Genomic DNA, 16,107 nt, shown 5'->3' with positions numbered 1-16,107 from the left:
GGGAACCATTGGTTCCCGCCGGGCCCTGCTTTTTTGTGGGGGATCATACCGCCTGCGCGGTGATGAACCGGGTGAGCATAGCCGCGACCTCGGCCCGGCTGGCCTCGCCTTGGGGATTCAGCGCCCCGGCGTCCGTGCCGGTGATTAGGCCTGCGCCCACGGCCCAGCGCAGGGCCTCGGCGGCATAGGCGCTGACCTGCCCGGCGTCGGTAAAGCCGTCCAGACTGCCCTGAGAGACGGGATTTCCGGCGTAGCGCCAGAGCATGGCGGCCAACTGCTCCCGGGTAATGGGGGCTCCCGGGGCGGAGCCGTCACTGATGCCGCGCGTCACCGCCCAGTCCATCCCTGGCTTGTACCACGGGGAGCCGCCCGCCGTGTCCGCCCCGTCCAGCCGGGCCAGAACGGTCACCAGCATCCCGCGGGTCATGGGGACATCAGGGGAGAAGGCGGCCTCGCCGGTGCCGGAGAACAGGCCCCGGGCGGTGACAAAAGCCACGCTGCCGGTGTACCAACCGTCCGCTGCCACGTCGTCAAAGACGCCTCCCGCATTCACGATACGGTAATCGGCGGCGATCCCGGCGGTAAAGGTGAGCTCATCCGCCCCCATCACCACCCAGGGCAGGGGGCGCAGTCCGCCGTTTTCGTCCACATAGGCCAGCACCTCGCCGGGCGCGCCGGTGAAGGCGCTCCGGTCGGGTAGCAGGCGGTTGACGTCAAAGCCCTCCGGCAGGGTGCCGGCAGGTACCGTGACGGTGACGCCCCGGCCGGTGAGGACCACGGTGTGGGCGGCGTTTTCCCGGACCAGGGTTTCCGATTCCACGGAAGTGGCGGCCTCCTCCAGCAGGGTCAGGGTGGTGACGCCGCCCGCTTCGGTGATGGTGATGGTGTTGGCGCTGGTCTGGGCGGCGGTGACGGTCTCCGCCGGGACCGCCACGGAGCCACCTCCGCCGCCACCTCCACCTCCACCGCCACCTCCACCTCCACCGCCGCCACTTCCTCCGCCGCCGCTGGGGAGGGTGGCGGTCCAGTAGGCGTAGAGGGTCAGCGAGTCGGTTACTGGTGTTTGTGTAGTAAAACGGGTGCCCTTTCCATTTTCTTGGGTATACCAGCCCTGGAAGTCGTAGTCCTCCCGGACGGGGGCGGGGGGCAGGGTGACGGTGCTTCCGGAGCGGACACCGCTGCGCGTGTCAAAGACGGCGCCCTGGCTCCGGAAGGTGACGGTATAGAGGGGCGTGCTGTCGCAGACGGTCAGAGGCACCGCGGCGGGCTCTCCGGCGTCGAAGGTGACGGTCACGGTGTGGGCGCCGTTCTCCAGGGCGGACAGCGGCGCGTCCTCCAGCGTGAGCAGAGCGGCGCCGTCGGTGGTGACCTCACCCAGGGCGTATTGTCCGTCGGTCAGGGCGGCGGCGTCCAGCGACACGCCGGTCACCTGGTTGCCGAACAGAGCCAGCGAGAGCTCGGCCCCGCCGCCGGTGTTCCGGTCATAGGTCAGCGACGGGGTCAGCGCCTTGGACTGGCTGACCGGCAGGGCTCCCACGGCCAGGGTGATGGTGACCGCGTCCAGCGTGACGCGGCCGGCGTGGACACCCTGTACCCAGAGGGTGACGGCCTGCCCAGCGTCCTCGGCGGAGGGGATGTAGGTGAGGGTGGAGCCGTCCGCTGTAAAAAGTCCGGAGCCACTCTCCACCGCCATCTGACAGGTGAAGTCATCGGGCAGGGTCTGGCTTTCGCCATCCAGGAACCAGGCCGCGGCATCGGCACGGTAGGGGATGGCGGGGGTCTGGCCGTCGTGAGAGGCGGGGACGGCAGAGCCGCTTTGGGCTGCGCTTCCGTCGGCCACATGGAGGGAGTCCACCTCCAGATGCAGGGTGTAGGTCTGGGCGTGGGAGGCGTCCCCGGAGGTATGGACCTGGAAGGTCCACGTCCGGCCGCCGTCCTCGGTCACGGCGGGCTCCGCCACGCTGCCCGCCTCAAGGGGGGTGACCACGATGTTGTTGGGGGTCAGATCGGCCAGGACTGTACCGTAGGGCAGATAGGCCCGATAGGAGCCGTCGGCCTGCGGGACGGCAGTCTGCCCGTTTACCAGCACGGACTGCACCGCGGTGGTCTGGTCGCTCTGCCAGGCGGCGAAGAACTCCAGATCGCCCAGCGAACCCGCCGGGATGGCGGAGACCTGCCCGCCGCTCAGATCGCTGGCGGCGTACCAGCCTGTAAACTGGAAGCCCGGACGGGTGGGAGTGGGCAGGGTCAGCGTGTCGTCGGTGACCGCATAGGCTTGAACGGCGTTCTCGGGCAGGACGCCCCCGTTGGTCTCGTAGGTGATGGTGAACGCCCGCCGGAGCTCGGATACAAAGGCGTCGATGTTCACCACGCCGTAGCCGTAGGTGGTGTCGTAGCCCGAGGAGCCCTTGTCGGTGGAGGTGGTCTCCAACAGGTAGCGGAAGCCGTCCTCGGTGAGGTCGCGGTCGTAGCCCAGGGCCAGCGCGGCCATGCCGGCCACCACCGGCGCGGCATAGGAGGTGCCCCTGTTGCCCTTGCTGGTCAGGTCCAGCTTGTAGCCGTCGGCGCTCTCATGGTCCAGGCCGGCCACGCCGCCCCCGGGGGCGGTGACGTAGACGGAGCGGTTGCGCTGGGAGAAGGAGGAGACGGTCAGACCGCTGTCCACCGAGCCCACGCCGATGACGGCGGAATAGGCGGCGGGGTACTGCAGGGTGGAGGACCCGTCGTTGCCCACGGCGGCCACCAGTACGATGCCGGCGGCCTCCGCCGCCTCAATGGCGGTGCGGAGGGTATTTGACTGGTACTGTGTGCCAAGGCTCAGGTTGATCACGTCGCAGCCGTCGCCAATGGCGGCGTAGATGGCCGACACCACTGCGTCCATGGTGGTGGTCTTTTGATTGAATACCCGGTAGGCCCGGATATCGGCCCCGGGCGCGACGCCGGCCAGACCCACGCCGTTGTCGGTCTGGGCGGCCACGATGCCGGCGGCAAAGGTGCCGTGGCCGTAGACGTCCTGGTCGAAGGAAAGCCCGTCCGCGTGGAAGTTGGCCCCGTCGATGCGGGCATCGTCCAGGTCCACGTGGGCGGTGTTGATGCCCGAGTCAACGAAGCCCACCTTCACCCCCTCGCCGGTCAGCCCCTGGCGGTAGGCGCTCATGGCGCCGATCTCCTGCAGGCTCCACTGGTAGTCCGCGTAGTAGGGGTCGCTGGGGTCCTGGGTGGAGAAAAGCTCCACATAGTAGTTGGGCTCAATGTAGTCGATGTATTCTTCGGGGATCTCCTGGGTCTGCTCCAGCGTGTCCACCACCAGGAAGTTCCCCTCCCGGTCGTAGGATGCGTCGGCGCTCAGTGTGCGCATTCGGGGCATGCCGTCGCTGAGCTTGACGATGTAGCCCGCATAGGAGCCGGGATCCTCCTCCACAGCGGCCTCCTGAGCGGCGGCGACCGGGGCCAGCAGGCCCGTCAGCAGCGCGGCGCAGAGCAAAAGCGATACAGGTTTGATAGGCTCACTCCCTTTTCCAAATCTGGGATGGATCAGCTCCAACAGCCACGGGTGGGGCCGGAGCCCCATCCGTGACTGTGGAGAGATGATTGCATTTTGCCGCCGGGCGGCGCGGGGTCAGCTCCGACCGCCGTCCGAGTCGGTATAGCCCGTCAGGACGCAGCCCACGAAACGCTCCAGAATGGCGGCGACCTCCGAGCGGGTGGCTCTGCCGGCGGGGTCCAGCGCGCCGCCGGACTTGCCGTTGATCAGGCCGCAGCCCACGGCCCAGGCCATCTGTGTCCGGGCCCAGCCGGAGACCTGCTCCTGGTCGGAGAAGCCGGAGAGATCGCCCACCGTGCCGACGTTCTGGTCGATGCTTCCGGCGTAGTTGTAGAGGATGACCGCCATCTGTTCCCGGGTGATGGGATCATTGGGGCCAAACTTGCCGTTGCCGTAGCCGGAGATCACGCCGTTCCGGGTGGCCCACTCCACGTAGGGGGCGTACCAGACGCCGGATGCCACGTCCTCGAAGCTCTGGGCGGTGTAGCGCTGGGGGTCCATGCCCTCCAGCCGGCCCAGCACCGTGACGAACATGCCGCGGGTCATGGACATCTCGGCGGAGAAGAGCTCCTCGGCGGTACCGTTGAACAGCTCACGGGCAGTGACAAAGTCGATGAACTCCAGGGCCCAGTGACCGTCCACGTCGGTGAAGGACTTGGCGTTGTGGACGAGCTCATATTTCCCCACCTTGTTTGCCAGATAGATCATGCGCCCGTCGGAGAGCATGCACCAGGGCAGGATGGAGGTCTCGCCGTCCGGGCTGGTGTACTGCACCACGTTGGCCTCCAAGGGCTCGGACAGGGTATCGGGCAGGGTGATCAGCAGGTCGGTGACGCTGTCGCCCTCCGCCAGGGTGCCGGCCGGGAGAATGACCACGCAGTCGTCGGTGGTGAGGATGACGTCCTCCTCCTGGTTGCGCCGGATGATATCCGCCTGCTCTTCCTGGGAGGGTCCCCCGGTGGTGGGGACGACCTCGGCGGGGGAGCTGGGGCGGCGCAGGCGGACCATGGCCGTGTACAGGTTTTCCGGGTTTTCCAGGTCGCGCACGGCGACCTGGTGCCAGCCGTAATCCTGCTTGACGTAGATGTAGGTGCCGGTGCCGCTGGTCTTCCAGCTCAGGCTGTCGTCCTGGGCGATGGCGGCGGCGATGCCGTCGGCGTCCAGCAGGTCGGTGGAGCGGGAGCGTTTCATGATGAAGAATTCATACTGGCCGCTGCCACCGAAGGCGTTGACGGTAACGGTGCGGATGCCGGCCTCGCTCCGGTTGGCGGCCCTGGCGGTGAAGGAGACGGCGACGTCCGCCACGGTCAGCGCCCGGATAAGGTAATCGTCGGGGACAGAGCCGGCGGGAGTGTCCTCCTTGTCCCGGACATAGAGGACGTAGTCCCCCGGGGCCAGACTGGAGAACGTGGAGGCATCCTGCCAGGTCAGGGCGTCGGCAAAGGCGTCGAAGGCGGCGTGATAGGCCGCCAGGGCGGCCGCCGCGTCCTCGGAGCTCAGCTCCGCCGTATCCGGCTCGGCCTGGTCAAACTTGTCGGCGTCCGCCACCAGGGCAAATTGGTAGGCGTTGCCATAGACGTTCTGCTCCACGCTGGACAGGGCCGGGTCGTAGACCCCGCCGACCACCTTGGACGGGTCCACGGTGACGCGGCCGTTGTCGCGGGTCTGGGCAAAGGCGGCGGCCACGGTCAGCCAGCCGTCCTCCAGCGGGCGGATGGCCATCTGCACGGGAATGGTGGAGCGCTGTTCGTTGCCCGCCGTATCCAGCGCGGCAAAGGTATACGTGCCGCCGTAGGTGATGGGGAAGGAACCGGTGACGGCGCTGGGGGCGGTGCCGGAGGCCGTGTAGACGTCGCAGCCGTTGACGCGGATGCTCTGAATGCCCGCCTGACTGGTCTTGCCCTTGGAGACGATGTAGCCAATGGCGTCGCCCTGGCTCTGCGAGGCGGAGACATAGGTCAGATCAAGGGTGGGCAGGTCGCTGTTCAGCCGGTCCATCACGAACAGCCGGGTGCTGCCGCCGCCGTCCGCTCCGGTGCTGACGACCTTATAGACGCCGTTTTGCTCCACGGGGTACAGCCCGTCCTCCCGGACCGCCACATCCACCCAGACGCCTTGGGTCTCGGTGAGGGTGGTATCCTTGGGCAACGCGGTGTCGGCGGCGGCCGCGGTCTTGGTGACGACGGGCTCTTCCACCGGGTTTCCAGCCACGTCGGTACGGGTAAGCGTCTGGACCAGGTACCAGCCGCCCTCCTCCTGCCGCAGCTCGTAGGCGGTTGTGGTGGTGACGGTGGTGACGCGGTAGAACTGGACGCTCACCGCCGCGCCCGCGCTGGTATCTACCTGCGCGAAGGCGTACTGGTCCTTTTTGAGCTGGGTGGTGTCGCCGATGCCGGTGAGGGGGGTGCCCTGAGAGTCGCGGTAGACCAGGGTCACGCTCAGTTCCACCGGGACGTCGGGCGTGCTGACCGGCGTATTGAACCAGTCCACCCGAACCGTGCGTTTGGAGCTGTTCCCGGCGGTATCACTGACCTGGATGGAGAAGGTGCCGTTTTGCTTGACATAAACGGTGAATTCCCGGAAGGATTCGTTGTGGGTGATCGCGTTGCCGGTGGTCGCCCCGGAGGTGCCGCCGTCAAAGCTGCTCTGGCCCAGGCCGCTCTCATCCAGCAGATAGACGGTCAGGGGGAAGCCGTCGGGATAACCGGCGGGGTCCAGAGAGGCGGTCTCAGGCGGGACACGGCCGAAGTAGATTTGCGGCGCGTCTCCGCCGGTGTCCGGCAGGATATCCTGGTTCTTGGAGAAGGTCTCGATCATGCGGTCGAAGAGCGTGGTGTCCGAAACGGTGGTCACCGTGACGGTGTGGGCCTCGTTGAGAGGGTTGGCGCCCAGAATGATGGTGGCAAAGCTGCCCTCGCCCTCGCCGCCGGCGGCGGAATAGGTGGTCGCGGCGTAGCCGGGGAAGTCGCTGGAGACCGTGACCGTGCCGTTAAAGTAGAGGTCGATCTTCTCCGCCAGGGTGGTAAAGGAGAAGGAAAGTCCCTTCTGGTTGGCGCGGGATAGGTCGCCCAGGTAGGGCACCACAGAGCCGGTGGTGTTGGGACCCCAGTGCATCACGTCCTTCTGGAAGGTCCACGCGCCGGACGCGTCGGTGTTCGGGTCTAGCTCCACGCCGGCCTTGCTGTACCAGGTGAAGATGTCGTTGTCCTTGAAGATGTTGACGCCGGTACCCGACTCGGTGACGGTGTAGGCGATGTCGGTCCAGGTGCTGGTCGCCATATCGGACACCCGGATGATACCGCTGCCCTCGGAGGAGGGGCTGATGACCAGGAATCCGTCGGAGCCGGTTCCGCTGGCGCCCATGTTGTAGTAGAGGATGCCCAGATGCTTCTCGGTGGTCTCCATGGCCTGACTGTTGAGCTCGCTGACCGAGATGACGGGATTTTCCCGGTTGGTGGTGGAGACGGGCAGGCTCAGGCGCAGGGTGGTGCTCAGGGGCAGAGTGATCTTCACCGGCGCGGTAAAGAAGGCGAGGGGCTCCAGTTCCTCAAAGCGGCTGTTGTTGCCGGAGACGTACTCGTTGTCGAAGGCGGAGACCTGCAGGCCCTCGGCGGACAGGGAAGTGATGCTGGCGTCGCTGTCGATCACCGTGACCTGAAGATTGAGGCTGCCGGTGGCGGTGGCCTCGCAGTAGGCATCCTTGGAGACCAGGAAGGTGCCGGTCACCTTGCGGGCGTTGCCCTTCTTCAGGTCGGCGCCGTCCGCGCCCTCCAGCCGCAGGATGCCCTTGGCCCGGTCGTCGGTGACGGAGAGGGCTTCAATGGGAGCCTGGTCGGAGATCTCAAATTGGCCGGAGGAGAGATTCAGCGGCGCATAGACGGCCTTCTGATAGTCGGTGTCGCCCTCCTGGACCTCCTCCATGGTCCGCCCGGTCTGATAGGCAAACTGGAGATAGGGGGCCGCGGAGTCCGCGCCGCCGCGGTTGGTGACCCTCATGCTGACGCCGATCCGGACCTGGTCGCCCTCCACGCCGACGGTGGTAAAGCTCAGATCCTCCACGGCCAGCTCGGGCCGGGCTTCAATGGTCCGGGTGATACCGCCCGGAGCGGTCAGGGAGCTGTAGGCGATGGGCTCCTCCACGCCGAAGGGGTGCTCCTCGCTCTTGCCGGTTTCGGAGACGGTGAAATAGAACTTCCGGCCCTCCAGATCTTTGGGAAGGGCGCTGGTGTAGTCGTCCAGACTGGCGGTGACGGTCTGGCCCACGGCCACGCCCGCCTCATCGGAGAGAATCCACTGAGCCAGCCGCTCGCCGACGGCATAATCCCCGCTTTCATCCGGCTGGCTGGAAATCCACAGCTCCACGGTGATGGGGTCGCTTGCCGAGCCGCGCAGGGGCACGTCGCCGGTGTTCTTGAAGGTGATGGTGGGTTGCAGCATGGCTCCGGGGGTGAAGTTGGGCTCGGCAAAGGTGATGCTGCCCTCGCCCACGTTCTTTTCACCCACGCCGAAGGATAGGGCGTAATAGCCCGTGGTGCTGACAAGGCTGCCGTTGCCGTCGTACTTGGGCAGGATGACCTTGGCGCCATCGCCGCCTAGGTAGCTCTTTTCCTCCAGCGCGGTCTGGGTGCCCTGGGCCAGGATGACCAGGGTGGAGGAGGATGCGGTGATGTCCTGCGTGCCGCCCTCGCCGTTCGGCTCCTGGCCGATGACGGCGCCGGCCTTCAGGCCCAGGGCCACGTCCAGGTTGGAGAAGGTAAAGCTGGACATACCGCCGTTCCGATAGCCCTCCAGCTTGCCGTAATAGGCCTGCTCGGTCTCCTCCGGACTCCAGCCGTTGGCGATGGCGTCCTCATAGACCTGCATGTAGTTCATGGCCAGCATGCGGCCCTCACCGAAGGAACCCGTACCGGTGGCCTCATTGTAGGAGTATTTGGAGACATAGATGGCGTTGTTGGTGGTGTTGGGCACCGTGTCGGTGTAGACGGCGGTGATATTGCCCTCGCCGTCGGTGCCGATGGACACGCCGCCCTTGGTGCGGTCGTCGTCGATGGGGGAGAAGAAGGGGATGATGGAGCCTTTGCCGTCAGTGGTGATGCGCTCCAGACTGGACTGGGGCACCACGTAGGTCCCGCCGTTCATCTCAAAGAGCAGGAACAGGCTGCTTTCCACATCCAGGGGAGTGAAGGCCAGGCTCTCCCCAAAGCGCTCTTCCTCGCCCGTCAGGTTGCCCAGCTTGCCGGTCAGGAAGCGCACGGGACCGAAATAGGGGTCCTCGAAGGCTTCGATCTGCACGGCACCGACGCCGTCTCGGTTGGCGTACACGCCATCCACGGTGGAGCCGCTGCCGCCGGTCAGGGTGCTCAGGCCGCTGGTGAGGCTGTCGCCCAGGCCCATGTCGTTGACGTCCACGAGCTGCCGGAGCATCTTGGCCGTCTCCAGAGTGACTGCGCCGTCGGCATTCACGCTGCCCTTTTGCAGGTAGAGCTTGTGGACATTCTTGTCGCCGTAGCGGCCCGTATCGGGGTCGGCTTCGGTCTGGGTCTGAGTGGCGGTGTAGGCCAGGTAGAAAGCGCCGTTATCCTGTACCGCCATGGAGACGCTGGACAGCCGTGTGCCGGCGCTCTCCCAGCCCTCCGGAGTGAAGCCGGTGGTCACAACGGAGCCGTCGTCCTTCCGGTAGCTGAACATGAACTGGGTGGCCTTGCCGTACACATCGTCCATCGAGGTGGTATAGGCGTAACGGAAGGCGGCGGTGGGGTCGCCCTCGCCGGTGCTGACGCCGTCGGCGTCGGTGGTCACGCCGCCGCGGCTGGCGCTGTAATAGTCCTGGGCCTTCTGCGTGGAGGCCGCTTTTTCGTCCGGGGTGTAGTTGATGGTGCGGGCATAGAAGGTGAGCCTGCCATCCGGGCTGACCGCGGGCAGGAACTGATAGGCCCCGGTGCCGTCGGAGAGGGTCTTGGCGGCTGTGAAGCCGTCGCTGCCCACGGGGAAGGAGGCGGACTTGACCACTGTGTTTCGGGCGGAGTTGGACAGCAGCTCCTGGGCGGTGTCGGCGGACTGTTTCTCGCTGCTGAAGTACTTGTACCAGGCGGTGTAGGCGGCGTTTCGCTTGTCATAGGCCGCCTGATCCGTGTCATATGCGGCTTTGAGGGCGCGGTAGGCGTCCCACTCGCACTTGGAGGCCTGGTGGGCCTGAACGGCTTCGTCATAGGCCAGGGAGGCCGCTGCATAGCTGGCATAACTCACGGTGTGGTAATACCCGGTATCCGTCTGGTCCTGCGCATACTGAGCGGCTTGCTCCTCGTCGTCCAGAGCCTCGTACGCCTCCGCAGTCAGGTAGTAGTCGGAGACGTTGGGCGCCTGGGTGATCTCAGGCTCGTCGGGCTCATCGGGTGCAGAAGGTTTACCGGTTGGCTGGAAGCCTGCGTCCTCATAGTTGTCCTTATCCATGTAGACGGTATCCTCTCCCTCCGCATAGCTGGGGCGGGGGTGGACCGCGGAGTCGGGCATGGAGCCGCCGGTGGAGGTGCTGCCGTCGGCGCTGGTGGGAGTGGCGTAGGTCACCCAGGAGACGTGGATGGTGTCTCCGCTGACCTGGGCCCCAAAGTCCAGATCGCCGGTGCCGTCGTCCTCCACGGGGAGGTAGTTCTGGTTGGTCGCCGTGCTGCCGGTCACCGGGTGGGCCAGGCCCACGGTCTCGCCGGTGTTCTGGAGCTTGGAGAGCACCAGCATGTTGGAGTCCACGGCGTTGGCCGGGTTCTCGCGGCTGATGGTGTACAGCAGGTAGTTGTCCTGGCCCACGGTCAGAAGCTGGTAGTCGGTGCCGGTGGCCAGGTCCTTCGCCAGGCGGAAGGCGTCGCCGGAGGAGGAGTAGCCGGAGATCTGGAACTCCTTGCCGGGCAGGTTCTCCGGATCGAAGGCCAGGGCGTCGATCTCGTCGAGCACCATCTGGGCGTTTTCCGGCCCGAAGATCTGCTGGGCGGCAAAGGTGTTGGAGGGCAGGGTGATCCGAATACCGGGGAAGCCCTCGCTGTCGTCGACCTCTCGGAGATCATAGCTGGAGATGGTCTGGCCGCCGTTGAGGGTGTACCAGGCAAATTTCCAGCCGTTGTCGTGGAAGCCATCCTCGGGAGAGCCGCCGTACTTTGTGTCCATGCCCTTGCTGTAGTTGATGCCGAACTGAATGGCGTCCAGCTCAAAGTTGAACAGCAGCAGCACCACCCGCACGCCGAAGCCGGCGCGGAAGTTGAAGCTGTCAAAGCTGAAGGGCTCGACCTTGTCGTCCAGGGCGGAGACAGTGTCGTCCAGACTGACCACATTGGCCTCGGCCCCCATGAGGGACAGGGAAGAGGAGGAGGGGTCCCGGAGCTGGCTGCCCTTGGTGGCGGCATTGTTCTGCCGGGTGGCGAAGGACATGGAAATGCCGATGCTGGCTTTGAAGTAGATCTCCACCTTCAGCACTTCCACGCCGATGCCGGCGCCCACCTCCAGAAAGACGGAGGGGGAGACGGTCAGGCCGGAGAAGAAGGTGTCGTTGCGGACTCCGCTGATGGGGACCACCCGGTCAAAGTTGGCATCCTCGTCCAGAACGGTGATACGCACCTCCTGGTTGGCGGTGCCGTCCACCTTTTCGTCGAACATGACCAGCACCGGGGCGGAGCCGTCGGAGGCCACGTAGCCCAGGTTGTTCCAGGTGCTGCCGTCCTTCAGCTCGACCTTGACCTTGCCGGAAAAATACAGATTCACGGCGTCGGACTTGCTGATGAAGGTGAAGGCGTCACCCTTGGAGCCGGCCAGGACCTTTTTGCCCGAGGCGACCTCGTCGTCGGCGGTCTTCCAGCCGGAGGTCAGGCCGGTGCTCAGGTTGGTGGCTATGTAGGCCAGCTTGCCGTTGTTGTACGCGCTGGCGTCGGAGTTCACGGTAGCGGGGACCGTATTGACGTCCAGCATGCCGCTGGTATCCTCGACGACCTCCCGCTCGTTGACGACGCCGCCCGCCAGTTCCAGGGAGGCGCCCACCACGAAGTAGGCGTAGACGATGGGGCAGACGGTCAGACGGATGGTCTGCTTGAACTGGAAGCCAAACTGGAGGAACAGCATGGCGGAGGTAAAGCGGTAGGCGTTCTCCGTGGGGCTGTACTTGAACATGATGGTTACGTTGAAGGCCACGGAGAACTCCATGCCCTTACTCTTGATGAGCTTGTCACTGTCGACAGCGGCCCTCTGGGCCTCTTTGGCCTTCTGCCATTCCTCTCCCTTGATTAACTCGCCCGGATTGGCAAAGGCGTTCTTAATTTTGGAGAGGTTACCTGCATTTTCTTTGAGGGGGCCGCTGCGCTCCCATTTGCCGTAAGCGGTCTGTTCGGCGGGATTGAGGCGTTTATCCGAGGCCGTATAAGCCGTGGTGCTCTTTTCGGCCTTGAACACCGGAATGCCGATGGAGAAGCCGAATTCGCTGCCGTCGGTAATGAGGGTGACGTAGTCGGTCAGGCCCACGCTGAGGGAGGGCAGCTCAATGCCCAGATCCACGTTGAATTCCGACATGGAGTTAGAGCTGTTGCCGCTGTCGGCGGCCTGCGTCACGTCGGCGTCGCCCGCGCTGGTGCGGCGCAGGCCGCTGGCGTCGGGGATGGACTTGAAGCCCGCCGGGTTGGAGGAGTCCACCTCGATGCGGTGCTCGCCCGACTCGATGATGTCCAGTGTGGAGATGGTGGAGGGATGGAAGAGCGCCTGAATCTCATCCGTGGTCAGGGACTGGGGACGGATGCACAGGGCCACGGTGTCCAGGGGGTTGAAGCTGCCCAGATAGGCGTTGAGCTGATCCGCGCTGTATGTATCCGACGCAGTTCCGTTCTCGCCGGCCTTGCTGACCAGATTGGCCACGGGCAGGTTCTCACCCACCAGGGAGTCGGAGACGAAGATGGGCTCCGGGTTGCGGAAGGGGTAGAGCATATTGCCCTGGTACTTAGGATTCCAGTTTTCACGCTTGAAGGTGACGTCGGTCAGAGTCTTGCCCGTTTTGCTGGGCGGGTCGAGGGACTCCGTGCCGTCTGAATAGACGTAGGTGGGGTGGATGGGGTCAAAGTCGCCGCCCAGGGGGATATCCACGGTCTCGGTGGCGTTGGCGGCGGCCTGATACATCAGCTTACCGTCGCCGGACCAGGTCCCGGCCTTTTTGGTGTCGGTGACCTGGCCAATGTTGTTGTAGATGTCGAAGTCCTTGGAATACTTGCCGCTGGTGATGAAGCGGTAGCCCTGCATCTCGGTGGACAGGGCGGCCTTGTCTGATGCGTCGGTGACGGACGTGACAAAGGAGGGCAGGATCTGAGCCCGGTCCGTCGCGCTGGCCCCGGTGGGCACGGTGAGGCAGCGGGGGGTCATGTTGTAGTAGAACTTGAGGAACTGCTGGCGGGCGTTTCCATTCTCATCCAGCACGGGGGTAAAAGTAGTGGCGGTGTAGTCCTGGGCGCTGAGGGTTTGCACCAGCACGTCCTCCACGCCGTTCACGGCCTCGGTGTGGAACTGGTTGACGTTGTCCAGAGAACCGTCCAGCATGCCGTTGCCATTCATGTCCACGTAGTGCTCCACCCGGGTGATGACCAGGGTCATGTCGCTCTCCACGGAGACATAATCGGACTGGTAGTAGGTAAAGGACAGGGTCTCGGCGCTGAACATGCCCACGGGGATGGGAATGTCGTCGTCGCCGTTGTACTGCACGCCGTTGAAGAGAATCTGGTCGGCGTGAGGCAGGTGGAAGTTGATGGATTTTACATTGTCGAGCTTCGTCGCCGAGGTGCTGTTGCCCTTGGAATCGGCGGCGGGGAAGGTGAGCTTGCCGGTGAGGAAGGAGGTCTGGGTGGTGAAGCGGCCGGTATACTGACCGTTGACGGCTTCGGGGGAGGCCCAGGTGACGGTGGCCTGATTGGCCCGCTTCCAGAAGGCCGTCAGGGTGCTCTGGATCTGATCGGGGTCGATGGTCCGGCCGTCCTCCAGGCGGGGCACGGAGGGGGCCACGTTGACGTTGATTTTCTGCGAGCGGTTGAGCACGGCGTTGACGGTGTAGCTGCTGCTGGTGCTCAGGTTGCCGCCGTTGGCAAAGCTGTTGCCGCTGCCGCCGATGATCCGCAGGCTGGCGGAGCCATCGTCGGCTACAGCGCCTGTGTTGACGGTGGTGCTGCCGGTGGAGAGGTATACCGGAGCCGCAGCCCCCTCGGCATAGGAATAGGTGGAATAGAGGGGCTTGCTCAGGGAGAGCTGAGTGCCTACATAGACCTTCCCGTCGGAGGTAGCACCGCCCTGGCCGACGGGCACGGTAATCTGAGGCGCAATATTATTATAGAGGGAAACCCGGTCCGCTGCCGTTATGGCGTCGTCATCGGCGGTGTGGATCAGATACGAAACCGGCTGAGAGAGGGTCCGGCGGGCTGCGCGGGCGATCTGATCGGACCGGCAGCCGGCGTGGCGGGTATCGGCCCATCCTCTGTCCTCAATGCCGAAGGAGAAGAAGATGCCCGCGGCGCCTTTCTTGATCGTATAGGTGCGGTTCACATTGGAAAAGCTACCGGCGCCGGACCCGCTGATGCGTGAAATCTCAGCGACGTTGCTGCCGCCGGCGACGTTGCTGCTGTTGGCGACGCCGGCCCAGACCACGGTGTGGAACTGATTCAGGTAGTTGTTTTCCGTTTTGCCCTGATAGGTGGCGTATACCGTGGTAAACAACTGGTCAAAATTTTCAAAGGTCTGGGTGTTCCAGCAACTGAATTTGCTGTTGCCTCCGCCTACGTCACCTTTGTAGCGACCGTAATAGCTGCCGTTGTAGCGGAGTTGGCTGGGATCATCCCAGCCCTGATAGGCCAGGCCCTGGGCATTGTTGGTATCATTGTAGGAGCCCATTCCGCCCAGATCGGCGTTGTCGACCCAATAGCGGCTGCTGGGCAGGGCGCTGCGATTCAACTTCAACTCGGCGCTAAGGTCATAGGTCAGCAGGCTGACATCGCCGTCCCCGCTGCCGAAGGTGACGGCCACCGGGGCGGCCTCGCCCTGCTCCACGGGCGTGGCGGAAACGCTCCCGCTGGAGCCCCCCACAATGGAGGCCCTGGTGGTCTCGGTGCTGCCGGACACGTCGTCGGCCTCGGGGGTGTAGAGCATGGTGGCCAGATTGGGCGCCTGGGACGTGCCAGAGTTATACAGACGGACGGTGGCGGCGCCATCCAGAATGGAGCTGTCCGCGCCGCCGCCCTGGGGATTTTCCAGCACGACGGTGAAGGAGCAGTCGGCGTCCGCCTCATCCACCACGGCCCCGTCGTCGATCAGGGGCACCTCGATGGTCATCTCGGACACGTCGCTGGAAAAGTACAGTGTGCCGCTGGTCTGGACGTAGTCCTGTCCGGCCGTGGCAGTGCCGTCCACCGTGTGATAGTCCACCGTGGTCACATACTGCAGCGCGCCGATGCGCTCCACCGTCAGGAGGGCCGAGCCGGCGGCCTTGTCCACGGTGACGTCGGTGACGGGGAAGGAGAACTGGCTGGGCAGGATCTCGTCGTTGTCCTCGATGCTGACCAGCAGGGTGTTGGCGGTGTCGTACAGCTCGCCGCCCTTGCAGGCGTCGATCCGGAAGGACACCAGCTCCACATTCTCCGAACGGTCGTCGTCGGTGGGGGTGATGCGGATTTCCTTGACCCACTCGCCCTCGGCGAAGGTCATGTAGAACTCATAGGTGTCGTACGCGCCGTCCTGCATGTCCAGCTTGTGGAAGGACTGCGCGGGATTGCGCTCCACGTCGTCGGGGATCTCCTGGTCTAGGTTCTCCTCGGCCACGTAGGGCTCGCCGCCCAGGGAGTCGGTGCAGTAGGAGACGCCGCCGACGGTGTAGACGCAGCGGAAGTCGCTGAGCTCCAGCACCTCATTGCCGATCTCCAGGGTGGCCTCGCCGTCGCCCACGTTTTCCCAAATGCCATTGGCGTTCAGGGCCTGCCACTGATAGCCGTCGGCCTTTACGTCGGCCTGGAGCACAGTGTACCCGTAGACGGTCTCGCCGGCTTCATCCACCGTGTTTTCCGTGGAGTCCTCCTCCACTATCGATACGCTTACCGGCGCGGCGGGGGCCAGAGGCGCGGCGTCCTGGCCAAAAGCCTGATAGGCCGCGATGGGCAGGGCGTCCTCCACCTCGATGTCAAAGTCCAGGATGCCGGCGGCGTTGGCAAAGCTGTAGGTGCCGTCATCCAACGGTGTGACCGCGGGGGAGAAGGACAGGGTAAGCTCGGCCTTGCCCCGGGTGCCGCCCAAGCGGTAGACCCGGATGGTCTGAGCCCCGTCGCCCTCGGTCAGCGCCAACTGACTGGCGTCGAAGGCAAAGGTGCCGTAGGGAAAGGTCTCCTCCCAGGAGGCATCGACGGCGACCTGATTGCCGTCTCCGTCCACCAGGACGAGGCCATCGGCCGTAGGGGCGTCCCTGAGTACGGCCAGGGCGGGGGTGATGAGGTTAGCCAGCAGGACCACGCTCAAAATGAGGCTGATGATCCGCGGCAGCGCTTTGGTTCTGGTTTGCAAGGTGTTTCCCTCCT

The 16,107-nt window shown here is 64.9% G+C and carries 2 protein-coding genes; both read right to left on the bottom strand.

Annotated features, from left to right (window positions below):
- Positions 1-43: 43 nt before the first annotated feature.
- Positions 44-3,421: a S8 family serine peptidase gene (locus tag B3H64_RS04490; protein ID WP_286733322.1), complete on the bottom strand. Its 3,378-nt coding sequence runs from the start codon at positions 3,419-3,421 to the stop codon at positions 44-46.
- A gap of 198 nt (positions 3,422-3,619) precedes the next feature.
- Positions 3,620-16,093 carry an S-layer homology domain-containing protein gene (locus tag B3H64_RS04485; RefSeq protein WP_286733319.1) on the bottom strand — a complete coding sequence of 4,158 codons (12,474 nt, stop codon included), beginning with the start codon at positions 16,091-16,093 and terminating at the stop codon, positions 3,620-3,622.
- Positions 16,094-16,107 lie beyond the last annotated feature (14 nt).

Origin of the sequence: Intestinimonas sp. UBA1698, from assembly GCF_002320075.1 — a bacterium.
Lineage (GTDB): Bacteria > Bacillota > Clostridia > Oscillospirales > Oscillospiraceae > Intestinimonas > Intestinimonas massiliensis.
Note: the sequence above shows the minus strand (reverse complement) of the source record. Positions and strands in the feature narration are given on the sequence as shown.